Annotated in this window: 15 protein-coding genes; 7 read left to right on the top strand and 8 right to left on the bottom strand. The window is 67.2% G+C overall.

The window, feature by feature from the left end; translation table 11 throughout:
* Positions 1-13: 13 nt before the first annotated feature.
* Positions 14-892: a carbohydrate ABC transporter permease gene (locus tag G7043_RS40725; RefSeq protein ID WP_166054049.1), complete on the bottom strand. Its 879-nt coding sequence runs from the start codon at positions 890-892 to the stop codon at positions 14-16.
* Positions 889-1860: an ABC transporter permease gene (locus tag G7043_RS40720; protein ID WP_313888326.1), complete on the bottom strand. Its 972-nt coding sequence runs from the start codon at positions 1858-1860 to the stop codon at positions 889-891. Before G7043_RS40720 ends, G7043_RS40725 begins: the two co-directional genes overlap by 4 nt.
* A gap of 170 nt (positions 1861-2030) precedes the next feature.
* On the opposite strand from G7043_RS40720, the gene G7043_RS40715 reads away from it, so the two are divergent.
* A complete protein-coding gene (locus G7043_RS40715) occupies positions 2031-3038 on the top strand; it encodes a hydroxyacid dehydrogenase (protein ID WP_207312389.1) in 1008 nt (335 codons plus the stop codon).
* 208 nt (positions 3039-3246) lie between these two features.
* Here G7043_RS40715 and G7043_RS40705 read toward each other — a convergent pair whose 3' ends face one another.
* Together G7043_RS40705 and G7043_RS40700 are read right to left on the bottom strand one after the other, a co-directional pair.
* Entirely contained in the window at positions 3247-3453 is a 207-nt protein-coding gene (locus G7043_RS40705; RefSeq protein WP_166054048.1) for a hypothetical protein, read from the bottom strand.
* 141 nt (positions 3454-3594) lie between these two features.
* The gene (locus G7043_RS40700; RefSeq protein ID WP_166054047.1) at positions 3595-4767 is read right to left on the bottom strand and encodes a TolB family protein; all 1173 of its coding nucleotides are present in this window, start codon (positions 4765-4767) and stop codon (positions 3595-3597) included.
* Between the two features lie 107 nt (positions 4768-4874).
* Between G7043_RS40700 and G7043_RS40695 the strand changes: the two genes are divergently transcribed.
* A complete protein-coding gene (locus tag G7043_RS40695) occupies positions 4875-5462 on the top strand; it encodes a TetR/AcrR family transcriptional regulator (RefSeq protein WP_313888340.1) in 588 nt (195 codons plus the stop codon).
* A gap of 1139 nt (positions 5463-6601) precedes the next feature.
* On the opposite strand, the gene G7043_RS48960 is transcribed toward G7043_RS40695, so the two are convergent.
* Genes G7043_RS48960 through G7043_RS40680 form a run of 4 tightly spaced genes read right to left on the bottom strand, consistent with a single transcriptional unit; the run spans position 6602 to position 11591 of the window.
* The gene (locus G7043_RS48960; protein WP_242643217.1) at positions 6602-7333 is read right to left on the bottom strand and encodes a hypothetical protein; all 732 of its coding nucleotides are present in this window, start codon (positions 7331-7333) and stop codon (positions 6602-6604) included.
* A gap of 23 nt (positions 7334-7356) precedes the next feature.
* Positions 7357-9183 (bottom strand): glycoside hydrolase family 2 protein, encoded by a 1827-nt coding sequence (locus G7043_RS40690; protein ID WP_313888325.1) that lies wholly within the window; start codon positions 9181-9183, stop codon positions 7357-7359.
* Positions 9150-9548 carry a hypothetical protein gene (locus G7043_RS40685; RefSeq protein ID WP_166054045.1) on the bottom strand — a complete coding sequence of 133 codons (399 nt, stop codon included), beginning with the start codon at positions 9546-9548 and terminating at the stop codon, positions 9150-9152. Before G7043_RS40685 ends, G7043_RS40690 begins: the two co-directional genes overlap by 34 nt.
* 33 nt (positions 9549-9581) lie before the next feature.
* Positions 9582-11591 (bottom strand): beta-galactosidase, encoded by a 2010-nt coding sequence (locus G7043_RS40680; RefSeq protein WP_166054043.1) that lies wholly within the window; start codon positions 11589-11591, stop codon positions 9582-9584.
* Positions 11592-11858: 267 nt separating this feature from the next.
* On the opposite strand from G7043_RS40680, the gene G7043_RS40675 reads away from it, so the two are divergent.
* From G7043_RS40675 to G7043_RS40655, 5 genes are all read left to right on the top strand, one after another.
* Complete coding sequence (locus tag G7043_RS40675; protein ID WP_166054042.1) at positions 11859-12905, top strand: LacI family DNA-binding transcriptional regulator; 1047 nt, start codon at positions 11859-11861, stop codon at positions 12903-12905.
* A 191-nt stretch (positions 12906-13096) separates the two neighbouring features.
* Complete coding sequence (locus tag G7043_RS40670; RefSeq protein WP_166054041.1) at positions 13097-13261, top strand: hypothetical protein; 165 nt, start codon at positions 13097-13099, stop codon at positions 13259-13261.
* Between the two features lie 60 nt (positions 13262-13321).
* On the top strand, positions 13322-14638 hold the full coding sequence (locus tag G7043_RS40665) for an RICIN domain-containing protein (protein WP_166054040.1): 1317 nt from the start codon (positions 13322-13324) through the stop codon (positions 14636-14638).
* 19 nt (positions 14639-14657) lie between these two features.
* Entirely contained in the window at positions 14658-15668 is a 1011-nt protein-coding gene (locus G7043_RS40660; protein ID WP_166054039.1) for a glycosyl hydrolase 53 family protein, read from the top strand.
* Between the two features lie 11 nt (positions 15669-15679).
* Entirely contained in the window at positions 15680-16720 is a 1041-nt protein-coding gene (locus G7043_RS40655; RefSeq protein WP_166054037.1) for a rhamnogalacturonan acetylesterase, read from the top strand.
* The last annotated feature ends 13 nt before the right edge of the window (positions 16721-16733 follow it).

The following is a 16733-nucleotide window of genomic DNA, read 5'->3' as shown; positions in this document are numbered from 1 at the left end:
GTTGAAGGGTGGATCAGGCCTTGACGGCGCCGGTGAGCACGCCTTTGACGAAATAGCGTTGAAGCAGCGGGTAGATGCACACGATGGGCGCGACGGCCAGGACCACCACCGCCATCTGCGTCGACTGCGGAGCGGAGGTGACCGTCGAGTCACCGCTGAGGTCGGCTCCGCCGGTGACGTACTGGCGCAGCACCGTGCCGATCGGCCACTTGGTCTGGTCGTTGAAGTAGATGATGGCTTCGAAGAAGCGGTTCCAGTAGGCGACCGCGTAGAACAGGCTCACCACCGCCAGCACCGCCTTGGACAGCGGCAACACGATCCGCCACAGCATGGTCAGTTCGCCGGCGCCGTCGATGCGGGCGGCCTCCAGCAGTTCGGCCGGGATGGACTGGAAGAAGCCCCGCAGCACGATCAAGTTGAACACGTTGATCAGGAACGGCAGGACCAACGCGGCGTAGGAGTCGAACAGGCCGGTCGTGCGCACCACCAGGAACAGCGGGATCATCCCTGGCGGGAACAGGAACGTGAACAGGATCAGCAGCAACATCGGCCGGCCGCCGTAGACGTGGGGCCGTGACAGCGCGTACGCGAGGCCCACCGTGCAGACCAGGCTGAGCGCCGTGCCGATCACCGTGACGCCGCCACTGACCAGCAGCGCCCGCGTCACGACTCCGCCGTCCAGGATCTCCGAGTACGCGCCGAACGTGAACCGCTCCGGCCACACCACCCAGCCACCGTTGGCGATCACGTCCTGGGGCGAGGCGAGGCTCGTTGCCACGACCGTCCACAACGGGAACAACACGAGCAGCACGATGACGACGAGCGCCACCGCCTTCGCGAGCCGCAGCCCCGGCCCTGGTTTGCCCTGCCACGCCGGATATGTCGCCCTCAACGCCGGTACACCCCCTGTTCACCGAGCCGATGCGCGATCCTGTTCGCCGAGTACACCAGCGCGACGCCGATGAGCCCCTTGAACAGCCCGGCGGCGGCCGCGTAGCCGAACTCGCCGTTGGCGAAGCCGGTGAAGTACACGAAGGTGTCGAGCACCTCGCCCGCCTCCGGCCCGACCGCCTGCCGTTGCAGGAAGAACTGCTCGAAGCCGACCTCGAGGAACTCGCCCAGCCGGAGGATCAGCAGCAGCACGATCACCGGGCGGATGCCCGGCAGCGTCACGTGCCAAAGCCTGCGCCACCAGCCGGCGCCGTCCAGTGCCGCCGCTTCGTACTGTTGATCATCCACTTGGGACAGTGCGGCCAGGAAGATGATCGTGGCCCAGCCGCATTCCTTCCAGATCAGCTGCGCGACCACCAGCGGCTTGTACGCGTCCGGGTTGCCGATGACGTGGATCGCCCCGAGACCGAACTCGCCCATCCAGCCGTTGACCACTCCGGCACCGCCGAGCATGTGCTGGAACAGCGCCACGACGATCACCCACGACAGGAAGTGCGGCAGGTAGACCACGCTCTGCACGAACCGTTTGACGGTCGTGCCGACCAGGCTGTGCAGCAGCAGCGCCAGGGCGAGCGGAGCCGGGAAGAAGAACACCAGCTGGAGGCCGGCGATCACGATCGTGTTCGCGACCGCGTTCCAGAACTGCGGATCGCCGAGCATCTGCTGGAAGTTGGCCAGTCCGACCCACGCGCTGTCCGCGAGTCCCAGGAACGGCACGTAGTCGACGAAGGCCAGCGCGTTCCCGAACAGCGCGCCGTAGTGGAAGACCAGGAAGTAGAGGGCGCCTGGCGCCATCACGGCCAGCAGCAGCCAATCCCGGCGGATCCGCCGGCGATGTCCCGGTTTTCGGGCGCGTGGCGTCTCCTGGTGCACGTCGCGGGATGGCCGTCTGGTCTCGACCGCAGTCACCTTCGGTGGCCCCCCATCGATGCGATCATCCTTGACCGGAACACGGCGACCACGAAGATAAAACGGTTACATCTGTGGGTCAACCTTGGATGCCATACCCTTTGACAACTAGGGCTCCTGTCGTGGTAAAACGTTTTACCTCAGCCACGCCTCACGGAGGGGATCCATCCGTGTCGGAACATCCTGTCGCGGTGCTCGCCATGCAGCCCTGGGCGCTGCCGGACCTGTTCCCCGCGGATCTGCTGGAACGGCTGCGAACCCTGGTGCGGCTGAAACCGGGGCCGGCCCTCACGTCCTTCGGGACGGAGGAAGCCGCGTCCGTGCTGCGCGACGTGGACGTGCTGGTGACCGGCTGGGGGTGCCCGCGCATCGACAGTGCCGTGCTCGCCACCGCGCCGCAGCTGCGCGCCGTGATCCACGCGGCCGGGTCGGTGAAAGGACATGTCGATCCCGCGGTCTTCGCCCACGGCGTCACGGTCTCGTCGGCCGCACAGGCGAACGCGGTGCCGGTCGCCGAGTACACGGTGTCCGCCATCGTCTTCGCGGCGAAACGCGTGTTCACCCGAGCCAACTGGTACGCACAGGACCGCACGGCGGGTGACTGGCGTTCGGGTGCAGGCACCGGGCTCTTCGGCCGCACGATCGGAATCATCGGCGCCTCGCGGACAGGCCGGCTCGTGCTGGAACGGCTACGCGCGCACAACGTCCAGCTCCTCCTCGCCGATCCATACGTCACCACCCAGGAAGCTCGCGCACTCGGCGCGGAACTGGTCGACACGGACGAGCTGTGCCGCCGCAGCGAGCTGGTCTCCGTCCACGCGCCGGCACTGCCGGAAACCCACCACCTGCTCGACTCCCGGCGGCTCGCCCTGCTCCAGGACGGCGCGACGCTCATCAACACCGCGCGCGGATCCCTGGTGGACACCGTCGCCCTCACCCACCACTGCGCTTCTGGCCGCCTCGACGCCGTGCTCGACGTGACCGATCCCAACCCGTTGCCGCCCGGCCACCCGCTGCTGCAACTGCCGAACGTGCTCGTCACCCCGCACCTGGCCGGTTCACAAGGCCACGAACTGCGGCGCCTGGGCGAGTTCACCGTGGCCGAGGTCGCGCGCTTCGCCGGGGGCGAACCGTTGCACGGCACCATCTGCTCCAGCGACCTGCACCGGATCGCCTGACCCGGCCCTGCTGGGCTCGGCGGCGACCAGATGCTCATCGCGGCGGACGGCAGCAGCTTCGTCAGCGCCGAGGACCACGCGGTGGCCCTGGTGGACGAACTCGAGCAGAACCAGGTCATCCGACGCCGCATCACCGTCGCGTACTGACACCCTGCTCGCCCGACCTTCGGTTCACCTGGGTGGCCGCCGTGATCGGCCCTGTCGCACATCACACGACCATCGCGCGGGCAGCGGCGAGACGGTGCGCTGCGTCGTCGACGGTGTCGGCCACCAGACGGGCGTGCTCGTGCACCAGCTTCTGGACGGTCAACCGGCCGGGACGAGGCTGGTCGATCGTTCGCATGTCGCGCAGTTCACGGATCACCGGGCGCAACTCCGCCTCGGGCCGCCCTGTGGCGGCCGCCGGCACCACCACGGACAGGTCGTTGCCGTGCGGATGGAGCCCCAGTGCGCGATAGCAGGGCTGGCCGAGCGGCTGAGCCTGCGGTAGCCGGCGTCGAACACTGTGCCCAGCGACGGCTCACCGCCCACCGTCACCGCCGGCGCCGACCCTGCGTCAGCTGCTGAGGTCCATCAGGAAGATACCGTCGCCCTCGCCCTCGGCGCCCTCGACTTTCAGTCCGAAGGCCATCTGCATGCCGTCGGGCGAGATGACCGGGTTGTTGGCCCCGAAGTTCTTGTAGTAGTTGAACGTCGTCATCCGCTCGAACTTCCCTGAGCCGTCCAACGGGAGGCGCCAGATGTCGACCATGCCGGGGAACAGGGTGATGGCGAGGTCTCGCTCGACCATCAGGTAACGGCCGGACGGGTCGATGCCTTCCGCTTCCTCGTAGAGGATCGACTTCGGCGCGAGGTCGGTGACGGCACCGGTGTCGAGGTTGACGCGCATGGCCTGTCCGCCCTTGTGGAAGTAGGCGCTGAAGATCAGCTCATCGTCGGGGTCGGTGTCCGCGTCGGGCAGGGCTCGGAAGTCCTGTGCCTCGACGGCGGGCGTGTCCAGGGAGACGTCGCGCTTGTCGAGGGCGACCGTCCGACCGGCGATCTCCGGTCGGCCGTTGCGGTAGACGATTCGGCCCGTCAGGATCTTCGACTTGCCGAACAGGGCTTGGATGGGCACGTCCGGCTTGGTGAAGTCGATGGTTGACTGGTTCCACGCGATGCGGGTGGAAGCCGGGTTCTTGGAAACCGCGATGCCCTCCCAGCAGCTCTCGCCGAGACCGACCGGGGCAAGTGTGCCCAAAGGCTGCTGGAGCACCCACAGTTGGCCGCGGAAGCGGTCTCCTTCGGGGTCCTCGGCACTGCGCTCGGTCAACGCGCACAGGACGACGTCGCCGTTGGTCAGGTGGTGCGCCCGCAGCACTCCCTTGTGAAGCGCGGACGACTCGGTCAGGTTGCGGGTCGCGCCGGTCGCCAGGTCGTGCTGCCAGAGGTCACCGATCGGAGCGTCCAGGAAGACAAGGCGATTCCCGTCGGGAGACCAGTCGGCCCGTTGCGCCGCGCCGTTCGGCAGGTCGATGTCGAGCCGCCGGATGTTGCCGGGCAGATGGTCGGCCGGCGAGCCATCAAGGGTGCCCTTCTTCGGATCGAAGTTGATCCCCTGCAGCTGGCCCGTGGCCATGACCGACGACGTGTCGGTGTCCGCCGCCATGACCGGCAGCGCGTGAACCTGAACCAGCAGGCCCGCCAGGACGACCGATCCCGCGAGCGTCGCTAAGCGAAAGTTCCTCATGTTCGCCAGCCTGGCAGCTTGCCTAGGCGGACGCAAGAATCTTCTTGCACATCGCAAGAAGATCCCTGACCTCGAGCTGTAGCGTCTCCTTCCTTAGAATTGCGCCGGTGTCAGTACCAACACGGGCGAGGATCCTTGACGCGGCATGGGATCTGTTCCTGCGACAAGGATTCGCCGGGACGACCGTGACGCAGATCGAGGCGGCGGCGGGCTTGTCAGCCGGGAGCGGCAGCTTCTACCGGCACTTCAGGTCTAAGGAGGAGCTGCTCCAGGCGGTCGTCGACCGCGAGGTCGACCGCATCAATGCAGAGCGGCAGATCAACCCTGGGCCCGAAGAGATCGGAGGCGACGTACGGATCGCGCTCGCGCTCGAGTTCGAGCGCCGGCTCAACAACCTGCGGCGACTCCACCCGCTCATGAAGCTCGTCGCACGCGAGCGTGACCATCTCGGAGCATCGGTCGATCATCTCGGCGAGCTCTTGGTCACCCGCAACGTCGACATCCGTTCGCAACGGCTGGCCGGCTGGATGGCAGCCGGGGCGATCCCGACGCGTGATGCGGAGGCACTCGCGGCGGTCGTCACGTTCGCGCTCACCGGCTACCACCTATCGGTCGGCTTCTTCGGACACCCGCCCGCCGGAGTCAGCGACGAATCCCTGATCACCACGCTCGTCGACCTTGTCACAGGCGTGTAGTTCGATCTGGCCGCCGCTACCTGACGCGGCCGGAAAGCACCCTGCTCCGCCTACTCCCGATGAGCGACAACAGACATCGAGCTCGATGTCGCCGTTGAGCAGACACATTCAGACACCTCACGGGCGGTTCTATGAGCTACGGCGAGGTGATCCCACGCGGCGTAGGGCTTGCCGGCTCGGCCGGCGACCACGGCGGTGTTGCGGCATTCTTCAGCCGGTCGCCGCGGTTCCACCAACGACGCTTGCGCCAGGCGCGGACCGGCAAGCCGACGAACACGCCCAAGCACCAAAGTCCACAATAGACAGTCGCCCGCAGCCGTTCCTCCACTGCCACGGCCACCTCATCAGTCCCGCCAAGGATCTGCGACAGCGCAAAGGCCGCACTCCTTCTGAGCACGGGCCTCCGATGCGTGGACCTTCGTCAACGTGGGCACCGGCCAACTGCTACGGCCTGAGTACGTCCTGTGACGGCGTTTGACCGCGCTGATCACCTGGCCGGTGGGACAAACGCGACGCGACCTTCCGCATCACCCACTGATTGCGAAGGCAGCAAGGTGAACACGTTCTCACATCGCGGTTCAAAGATCGCTTTTTCGCGGTGGAGCCTTCCGTGAAGGCTCCACCGGCGATGGCGCTGTTACTGGACCTGGAGCGAGTCGGTGGTCGACGAGCCGCTGTAGCCATCGTCGACGACGAACCCGATCCTCTGACATGCCGCGCGCTGGCGGGACAGCGCACACAACGCCGTCGGTGTGGCCTGATCCGAGACGCACTCTCCATGCCGCTGATCATGTGCCGAGCAGCGACGCGCTCATGCCGACGCCGCCGCCTCCGCCTTCTGGTCCGGGGTGTTCGGGACGCCACCTCGCCAGAGCAGAGAAGAGCCTCAGTTCAAGATGCTCGAAACGCGATCCCGGCATCAGCACGGCTATCCAGACCATCGAGGACCGTGGTCGCTACCACCTCGGCATCGAGACAGACGATGTCGATGCCGAGGTGGCGACTGTTGGGTTTGGGCGCGACCGAGGTGTCCCGGTGCACAGCAGGTGACCCGGCCCTGTTCGACGCGCGCACGCGCGAACCTGGGCCTGAACCGGCGAGGTACGTTCAGGCGGGCGGTTGCCGACCGTCTGGCGCGCTCATGGCCCAAACAGGAAGTGCACGGTGCGGTGGTAGTCGCCAGTCGCAGTGGTCGGCTCACCTTCCGGTCCCAGCTGGGCGGCTGGCGCGAACTTGTAGCCGATCGGCGGAATCGCGTCCAGCAACGAGATGCCGCCTGCGGGGAACGGCGGAGCCGTGTTGCGCGGATCAGGACCCACTCGCGGAGTGAACAGGCGCAGGAAGAGGTCGTCCTGCTCCGCGACCACTGTGATGGCGCCCTCGGTGGTGCGCAGCACCACCCAGCAGACACCCGCGTGGTATCCCTTGAACTCGGGATACTGCCAGATGGCGGCCCCTGTCGCCGTGTCGTTGTAGTCCTTGGACCACACGCCGTGGTGGACACCGCGTAGCCGGTTCTTCCAGACGCGGTACGGGCCGTGGCCGAGCCACGTCACGCCGGTCACCTTCGACTCCGGGTAGTCGAGGTTCACGCCCAGGAAGTCGTGGGGCCCGGTCCGGTGGTAGCGGTACTCCATCCGCAGCCACCCGCTCGGGCTCAGCCGCCACGACACCGAAGTCAGGTCCCCCGTGTAGTCGGCCCGCACGACATGCGCGGCGCCGTCGGGGCGGTGGCTGAACCTGGTCAGCGTGGCCGTGCCGACCGCGGGCGCAGGGCCGTTGGCGAGTGACACCGCGGTTCCGTTGCGAGTGACACGCAGCAGCCTGCCGTCCGCCTTGCCGATCGTCACGCTGGTCGTGCCTGCGGTCATGGTCACCCCGCTCGCGTTCTCGGTTACCCTGACCGCGGACGCACCGGGGTTCGACACCACCAGCCGACGGGCGAAGTCAGCCGCCTTCTCGATCCTCCAGACCCACGTGTTGATTTCCTCACCGTGCGGTCGAAGCCCGCCGGGAACGACGTGCGGTAGTAGTCGGGATTCGCGAGCTGAACCGGCGACCAGATGTCCTTGATCGTGAAGAAGCTGCCTTCCTTCTCCCGATAAGGGCCGACAATGCCGTCCGGGGCGGCGTTGCCCACAACGTCGATGGCGCCGCCGCGGTCGCCCCGTGCGACTCCTTCGTCGCAGAACGCCCAGATGAAGCCACCAGCCGAACGCGGCGCGGTACCCATCAGTTTCCAGCAGTCGTTGAGCCCGGCGCCGGCACCGCCGTCGTACAACCCGTGCAGGAACTCGGTCGGCATGAAGACGTCCGGTCCGCCGAGGATGGTGCGGGTGCTCTCGTAGTTCTCGTAGTGGTCGGTGTTGATGCCGCCAAAGTTGGCCCACGGGTGCAGCACGGTGCGCCGCTGCGGGTCGTACTGGGCGAAGTTATCGTCCAGCGCGGTGTTCCAACCACCCTCGTTGCCGTTGGCCCAGAAGAGGATCGACGGGTGGTTGACGTCTCGGGTCACCATCGAGGCCACCAGCGGCGCGCCGGCACGCTCGTCGTACCGCTTGCTCCAGCCCGCGAGCTCGTCGAGGACGTAGAGCCCCAGTTCGTCGCACAGGTCCAGGAAGAAGGTGTCGGGCGGATAGTGCGACATCCGCACCGCGTTCATGTTCATCTCCTTCATCAGGAGGATGTCCTGGCGGGCAAGACGCGGGCTCGACGCGCGGCCGAGAGTCGGCCAGATGGTGTGCCGGTTCGAACCTTTCAGGATGATCTTCTTGCCGTTGACGTACACGCCATCACCTGCGCGGACTTCGACGGTGCGGAAACCGAACCGCTCCCCGACCTGGTGCAGCACAGTGCCGTCTCCGCCGATGAGGCTGATCTCGACCCGGTAGAGGTTCGGTGTCTCGGCGGTCCACAGCTGCGGCTGCGCGACCGCCGTCGTCACTCTCGCCTTCGTCTCACCTGCCGCGATCGGAACCGAGAACGCACTGCCGACGTTCGTGCCGTCGAGTCGTTTCACCTGCCCCACTACGTGACCGGAGGAGGTCAGCCCGTCGAGGTGGACTTCGGCGGCGAACGTCCCGTCCGCGCGGGCGTCGACAGCGATCCGGTCGACGCTGGCCGCGGGGAACGCCTGCAGCGACACCGGCCGGTAGATCCCGCCGAAGTTCCAGTAGTCGGCTCGGCGCTCGTCGTTGTTGACGGAGTTGTCGGCCGACTCCTTGCTGACCACGACCTCCAGCAGGTTCGGCTGGCCCAGCCGCAACAGCGTCGTCACGTCGTACCGGAACCGGTAGAAACCACCCCGGTGGACAGGACCCGCGGACGCGCCGTTGACCCGCACCTCGGTGTCGGTCATGGAACCTTCGAACACCAGGAAGACCCGGCGCGGCGCCCACGACGCCGGCGGGGTGAAACGGTGCCGGTAGAGCCCCTTCTCCTCGGGCACCAGGGTCCCGCCGTAGTTGTAGGTGCCATAGCCCCGGCACTCCCAGTTCGACGGCGTCGGGATGGTGCTCCACACCCCGCTGTTCCGCCCGCTCGTGCACTGGAACTCCCAGTCGACCGTGTGGTCGGCGTCTTCCCCCGTCAGCAGGAAGGTGTCGGTCAACCAGCTCGCAGACGCCCCAGAAGCCGCGCCACCGGTGCCGCCGGTGGTGAGCCAAGTGGTGCCGACGCTCGCGGCACCTAGTTCGAGGAAGTTGCGCCGTCCAATATCCACGCGGACTCCAGTTCACCGACCGACAACGTTTCTTCGAGAGCGACGACGGGTTCGTCGTCGCGCGAATCAGCCTGGCGGGAACCGTCATTCCGAGTACAAGTGCGCCGTCCGATCAGTCTCGGCACACGTAGAAACGCTGTCAAGAAAGCGCTTTCCAGGGCGTCGATCAGCCGTCGAAGGACCAGGTGACTGGTCGAACACCCTTGCCGGGCAACGGAAATCCGACGCGGCCGGCCACTGCTCCCGAAGCGCGCGGCAGCTTCCACCAACGGCGCGCGCACTCGGCTCCTGGCGGCGAACGAACGCGACCCCCAGGGGTGACTGTCAATCTTCAGCCGGCGGATCAGCAGCGGCAGCAGCTCCATTCCATCCACATCGGACAGTGGGTCGAGGGCCCCTCACCACGATCGGAAGACGACACGGACTCCGCCCGCGGGCACGTGGAGGCTGCCGACGATGTCATCACCCGTGAGCAACTCCGTGCCGGACTCGCTGACGTGGATCGTGGCGTTGTCATCGGTGTGGTTGATCGCGAACAGGTACCGTCCCTCCGATCCGGCGCGTTCGACCACCTCGACGTCGCGTGGCAGCTCGCGCTGGGCGATCGTGGTGGGTGCGATCGCGGCACGCAGCGCGGCGTCGAGGCCGTCCGCGGCCAGGCACGTGGAGACGTACCAGGCGTTGCCGCTTCCGGTGGCGTGCCGCGTGACGGCGGGAAGACCGGCCGCCGGACCATCCACATAGGACCATATCCGCTCGGCGCCGCGGAGGGTCACGACCTCGGACCACACGTTGCCCGTCGTGTCGTTGTCCAGTCGCACCCGGTGACCCGCGGGCAGTGGCGTGAACTCCTCGACCGTCAGGCCCAGCACGTCGCGCAACGCGCCGGGGTGAGGGCCGAGGTGGAAGGTGTCGCGTTCGTCCACGATCCCGGAGAAGCAGGACACGACCAGGGTACCGCCGGCCTCCGCGTAGCGGCGGAGGTTGACTCCTGCGGCCTCCGTCATCGAGTACAGGGCCGGCACGATGACCAGGGGATAGCGGCTCAGGTCAGCTTCCGGGTGCGCGAAGTCCACCGTGAGGTGCTGGTCGTAGGCCGCGGCGTACCAGGCTTCTGCTCGCTCGCGGGCGTCGAGGTCGACGCTCGGCCGCCACTCGAGTCGTTGTGCCCACCAGGACTGCCAGTCCCACAGCATCGCCACGTCCGGCACCACGCGGCTGCCGCGGATGCGGGTGAGCGCGTCGAGATCCTGGCCGAGCCGCACGACCTCGCGCCAGATCCTGCTCTCCGTGCCCGCTTGGGGAAGCATCGCCGAGTGGAACTTCTCGGCGCCGAAGCGAGAACCGCGCCACTGGAAGAACATGGCGCCGTCCGAGCCGCGTGCGACGTGCGCGAGGCTGTTGCGCGCCATCTCCCCTGGCCGCTTGGCGATGTTGCGGGGTTGCCAGGACACCGCGCTGGTGGAATGTTCGAGCAGCAGCCACGGTCGGCCGCCCGCCAGCGAGCGCGTGATGTCGGCACTCATCGCGAGATTGACGTGCTTGCGGTCGCCGTCGGCGGTCAGGTAGTGGTCATTGGTGACGAGGTCGACCTCCTTGGCCCAAGCCCAGTAGTCGAGCGAGTCGCACTGGGACAGCGCGGCGTGGAAGTTCGTCGTCACCGGGATGCCTGGCGACAGGGCGTGCAGCACGTCCCGTTCCCGCTTGAAGCTCGCCAGCAGGGTGTCGCTGGTGAAGCGAGCCCAGTCCAGCCGCTGGGTCGGATTGCCCACTGTGGGGGTGAGGCGCGGTGGCTGTACCTGTTTCCAGGAGTTGTAGGCCTGGCCCCAGAACGTGGTCCCCCACGCCTCGTTGAGCTCCTTGACTGTGATGTAGCGGTCGGCCAGCCAGACGCGGAACGCGGCAGCGGAGGTGTCGCAGTAGCACGCGTTCACCGGGGCGCCGTACTCGTTGTGGACGTGCCACAGCGCTACGGCAGGGTGTTCGCCGTAGCGGCGGCCCAGCTGCTCGGTGAGCGAGACAGCGGCGCGCCCATAGTCCGGTGAGCTGTAACAGATCGCGCCCCTCCCTCCGAACGCGTACCGCACACCCTCACGGTTCACCGGCAGCGCTTCGGGATGACGCTCGTAGAACCACGCGGGCGGCACGACCGTCGGAGTGGCGAGGTCGACGCGGACACCGTTGTCGTGCAACAGGTCCAGCAGGTGGTCCAGCCAGCCGAAGTCGTACTGGCCGGGCTCGGGCTCCAGCAGCGCCCAGGCGAAGATCCCGACGCTGACCATCGTCACGCCGGCCTCGCGCATCAGGCGCACGTCCTCCTGCCACAGCGGCTTCGGCCACTGTTCGGGGGTGTAGTCACCGCCGTACGCGAGGACGTCCAGACCAGTCGGCCAGTGCCGCCGTTTCATCCACGGACTCCTGTCTCTGTAATCGTGCACAGCAAGCACTCCGCCGATTTCTTACTCACAACCGTACATTTCGCCTATTGAAAGTGTCGAGGCTGGATCTCTACTGTGAACGTGCACAGTCCTGCATCTCCCACCCCGACATCGGAGGCACGGATGCAGCGCCGCACCGCCCTCAGCGTTGTTCCTCGGGTTGCAGCGTTACTGGCGCGTCGACCTGCTGTCCGGGGCCGTGAAGTCGTGAACACCAGTCGCCGCAGATGAGGCCAGATGACGAACACCGCGCCACAACGGCGAGCGCACTCGCGGACGAAGCGCCCGCCGACCATCATCGACGTCGCCGATCACGCCGGCGTGTCGCGTGGCACCGTCTCGCGCGTCCTGCAGGGCGGGCACAAAGTCAGCCCCGCCTCCCAGGAGGCGGTCCACGCGGCGATCCGCAAGCTCGGCTACGTGGTGAACCGGGCGGCCCGCAGCCTGGTGACCCAGCGCGCGGGCTCGGTGGCGTTCTTGCTGTCGGAGCCCCAGGAGCGGTTCTTCGAGGACCCCAACTTCACCACCTTGCTCCGCGGCTGCACCACGGCGCTGGGCGAGCACGACATCCCACTCGTCCTGATCACCGCGGGCACCGAGGCCGAACGCCGCCGCGTCACCCCGTTCCTGTCGACGCACCACGTCGACGGCGTGCTGCTGATCTCCTCGCACCGCGGCAACCCGATGATCGACCACCTGCGCCAGGCGAACCTGCCGTTCGTGTGCTGCGGCAAGCCGCTCGGCGAGCGCGGCGCCATGTCCTATGTCGCCGCCGACGATCGTGAAGGCGCCATGGCCATGGTGCGCTGCCTGCTCGAGTCCGGACGCCAACGCATCGCGACCATCGCCGGCCCTCAGGACACGCCCGGTGGACTGGAACGGCTGGCCGGTTACCGCGAAATGCTCGCCGAACACGGCATCGCCTACGACAAGCGCCTGGTGCAGATCGGGGACTACAGCCGGGCCAGCGGTGAGGCCGCCATGCACCGACTGCTGGCCACTGCTCCGAACGTCGACGCGGTCTTCGTCGCCTCGGACCTCATGGCCGACGGGGCGCTGACGGCGATCGAGAGGGCGGGCCTGCGCGTGCCCGATGACATCGCTGTCGGCGGCTTCGACGACTCACCCGTCGCAACCGCTGCCCGTCCCCCACTGACCACCATCCGGCAGCCGTGGGATCGCATCAGCGAGATGATGGTGCGCCAGCTGCTGGCTCAAATCGACGGTGAAGGGCCGGCCACGGTGATCCTGCCGATCGAGCTCGTCGTCCGCGAGTCAGCTTGACTCAAGCCCTGTCACATCGCGCGCGATTTGACAGAAATTAGCTGTGCACGTTCACATCAGTCAAGTCCGGACCACTTGAAACGATCTAATAGTTGCGGTTCTATCAACCATAGAGCGCACGCGTTGAATCTGTGCACGTTCACAGACCCTGTTCCGTGTGTGCCGCCGTCCACTCGATCAAAGGAGATCGAATGACCGCGCACGGCACCGGCCGCGCGAAAAGGGACGTCGCCCTGCGGGCGGCCATCATGCGTCCCTCCACGCTGCCGGCCCCTGCTGCCTCAGCGGCGAACTCGCTCAGCACGCTGGAGCGCGAACGCCAAGGACCTCAACTCGGGCGGTTGCTCAAAGCCTGACCACATCGGCTCCGCTCCGACTTCTCTTCACCGCCCCTGCCGAGGAAGAGGTGCCGCACCATGTCCCAAATCCAGCTGTCCCAAGAGGATCCGCCCATCCGGCGAGGAGGTGGCCACTCCAGCGGGCCGCTGCGAAGAGCGGCGATCGCGTTCGCGGCCACTCTCGGCATCCTGGCGTCCACTGTGGCCCCGGGATCGGCGTCTGCCGCCGACAACCCCTACCAGCGTGGGCCGAACCCCACCCAGGCGAGCATCGCGGCGAACCGCGGCACCTTCGCCACCGCGGAGACGAGTGTGGGCGGCGGGAACGGCTTCGGTGGCGCGAAGATCTACTACCCCACCGACACCAGCCAGGGCACGTTTGGTGCGATCGCGGTCTCGCCCGGCTACACGGCCACCTGGGCCGCCGAGGGCGCCTGGATGGGGCACTGGCTGGCCTCGTTCGGTTTCGTCGTCATCGGTATCGACACCATCAACCGCAACGACCGCGAGTACGCGCGGGGTACCCAGCTGCTGGCCGCACTGGACTACCTGACCCAGCGCAGTTCCGTGCGCACGAGGGTCGACCCGAATCGCCTCGCGGTGATGGGCCACTCGATGGGTGGCGGCGGAACCATCTCGGCCGCCCTGCGCCGGCCGACGCTGAAGGCGGCCATCGGACTTGCGCCGTACTACCCGTCCCAGAGCACGTCGGGCATGCAGGTCCCCACCATGCTGCTCGCGGGGCAGAACGACGGGACGAGCACCCCGGCGAGCATCGTCACCTTCTACAACGACATCCCGGCCTCGACCGAGAAGGTGTACCTCGAGCTCACCGGTGCCGGGCACGGCTTCCCGACCTCGAACAACTCCGTGGTTACGCGCAAGGTCATCCCCTGGATGAAGATCTTCATCGACCAGGACACGCGCTACACACAGTTCCTGTGCCCGTTGCAGGACTTGACCGGTATCAGGACCTACCGCAACAGCTGTCCGCTCCTGCCGAACGACCCCGGCACCACCTTCAGCCTGGCGGGCTCCGCTTCCGGCAAGTGCGCCGACGTGCCGGGCCGGGTCCAGACCAACGGCACCGGGTTGATCATCTGGACCTGCAACAACGCGGGCAACCAGCAGTGGACCCAGACGCCAGCGGGCGAGCTCCGGATCTACGGCAACACGAAGTGCATGGACGCCAACGCTTCTGGTCAGGGCGCGCGGGTGACGATCAACACCTGCAACGGCGGCAACAGTCAAAAGTGGACCGTCAACACCAACGGCACGGTCACGAACGCGGCCTCCGGGCGTTGCCTCGACGCCGGTGGCACCGCCGACAACTCGCCGGTCGTCGTCAACACCTGCAACGCCGCGTCCGGCCAGACCTGGACCAAGCGTCCCTGACCGCGGAAGGACCATTGTCATGACCGGAATCTCCCGCCGCAGCCTGATGATCGGCGCGGCCGCCGGAGCCGGTGCCCTCGCGCTGGGCACAGCCTCGCCCGCGTCCGCCGCGACGTTCGTCAAGGGCGCGGACATCAGCTGGATGCCTCAGATGGAGGCCGGCGGCTACTACTGGCTCAACAAGTCCGGCGTGCGGCAGGACCTGTTCACCATCCTCAAGAGCTACGGCCTCACCGCGATCAGCCTGCGCACCTGGGTCAACCCGTCCAGCAGCCCCGCCAACGGCCACTGCAGCATCCAGGAGACCGTGCAGATGGCGCAGCGGTGCCGTGACGCGGGCATGCAGGTTCTGCTCGGCTTCCACTTCGGTGACACCTGGAACTCCGTCGGCGTGCAGAAGCCGCCCAAGGCGTGGGCGAACATGAGCTACCCACAGATGCGTGACGCCCTGCGCAAGTACGTCGACGACTCGTTGAAGCTGCTCAAGGCCGGCGGTGTCACGCCGGGCTGGGTGAAGATCGGCAACGAGCAGAACAGCGGCATCTGCTCCCCCGTCGGCAGCGTCAGCAAACCGGCGCAGATGACCGGTCTGCTCAACGCCGCCTACGACGTGTCCAAACAGGTCTTCCCGGCCACGCCGGTCATGGTGCACCTGGCCCAGCCGCAGAAGATGGACAGCATCCAGCGGTTCTTCAACGCCTACCGCGGCAACGGCGGCAAGTGGGACATCACCGGGCTGTCCTCCTATGCCCAGGGCAGCAACGTGGCGCCGATCCTCGGCAACATGCGGACCATCCAGTCCACCTACGGCAAGCCGATCATGCACGTCGAGTACGGCGGGCCGATCGGCAAGGCCAACCAGGTCCGCGACGGCCTGCGGCAGTTCATCACAGGCACCAAGGCTTTCGGCGGCCTCGGAACCTTCTTCTGGGAGCCGGAGGGCTACTCCCCGTTCACCGGCTACGGCTCGACCGCCTGGACCAGCGACCGCCGACCCACCGCCGCCATGGACGGCTTCCTCAACGTGTGACAGGAGAATCGATGTCTCTCAAGCGTCTCGTGCTCCTCACGGCCGCTCTGAGCGTGGCCGTGCTGGCCCCGGTCCCCGCGGTGGCGGCAACAACGGCGTTGCCACCGCAGTGCTCGGGTACCGCGCCGATCAAATGCAGCTTCAACGTCGCACCAGGCAACTACGACGTCACCGTGGAACTGGGCAGCACCACCAAGGCCGCCAACACCTCCATGTCGGTTGAGGCAAACAGGCAGGTCCTGAACGCCGTCTCCACCACCGCCGGCCAGGTCGTCCGCACCAAGGCCACGGTCAACGTCCGCAGCCCCGAAGGCCAGCCCACCGGCCAGGGCGGCACCGGCACCCCGGGCCTGCAGATCACGTTCAGCGGCAGCGCACCCGCGATCGGCTCGCTGACCGTCACCCCGGCTCAGGCTCCCCTTGCGGTCTACCTCGCCGGTGACTCGACAACCTGCGACCAGTTCTACGTGCCCTACGCCGGCTGGGGGCAGTTCCTGCCGACCAGGGTTCGCGAAGGTGCCGTGGTCGCGAACTACGGTGACTCCGGGGAGAGCTCGGGCAGCTTCCTGTCCAACCGGGCGCTGTTCCCGACGATGAAGCCACTGGTCAAGAGCAAGGACCTGGTGCTCATCCAGTTCGGTCACAACGACAAGCAGACCACCGCGACGGCCTTCCGCGACAACCTCACCCGGTTGATCAACGGTGTGCGCGAGCGCGGCGGCGTTCCGGTGCTGGTGACGCCACCAGTGCGCAGGCAGTTCAGTGGTAGCAAGCTCAACGGGACCGCGTTGCACATCAACGGCAAAGGCGTGGACCTGCCTGCCACGATGCGGGCGCTCGGCCGCAGCGCCAACGTGCCGGTGATCGACCTGACCGCCAAGAGCAAGGCTCTCGTCGAGTCCATGGGGCCCTCGGGATCCCAGGTTCTTTACCTCACCAGGGAAAACGGCGACAACACCCACTTCTCCTATCGCGGCGGCGCGGAGATGGCCGACCTCGTCGTGCAAGGCGTTCGCGAGCTGAACCTGCCGCTGACCGGCTACCTGCGCTGAACCAGGCATTCGA

Origin of the sequence: Lentzea alba (genome assembly GCF_011067745.1) — a bacterium.
Taxonomy (GTDB): Bacteria; Actinomycetota; Actinomycetes; order Mycobacteriales; family Pseudonocardiaceae; genus Lentzea; species Lentzea alba.
This window is presented reverse-complemented; position numbering and strand designations above follow the sequence as displayed.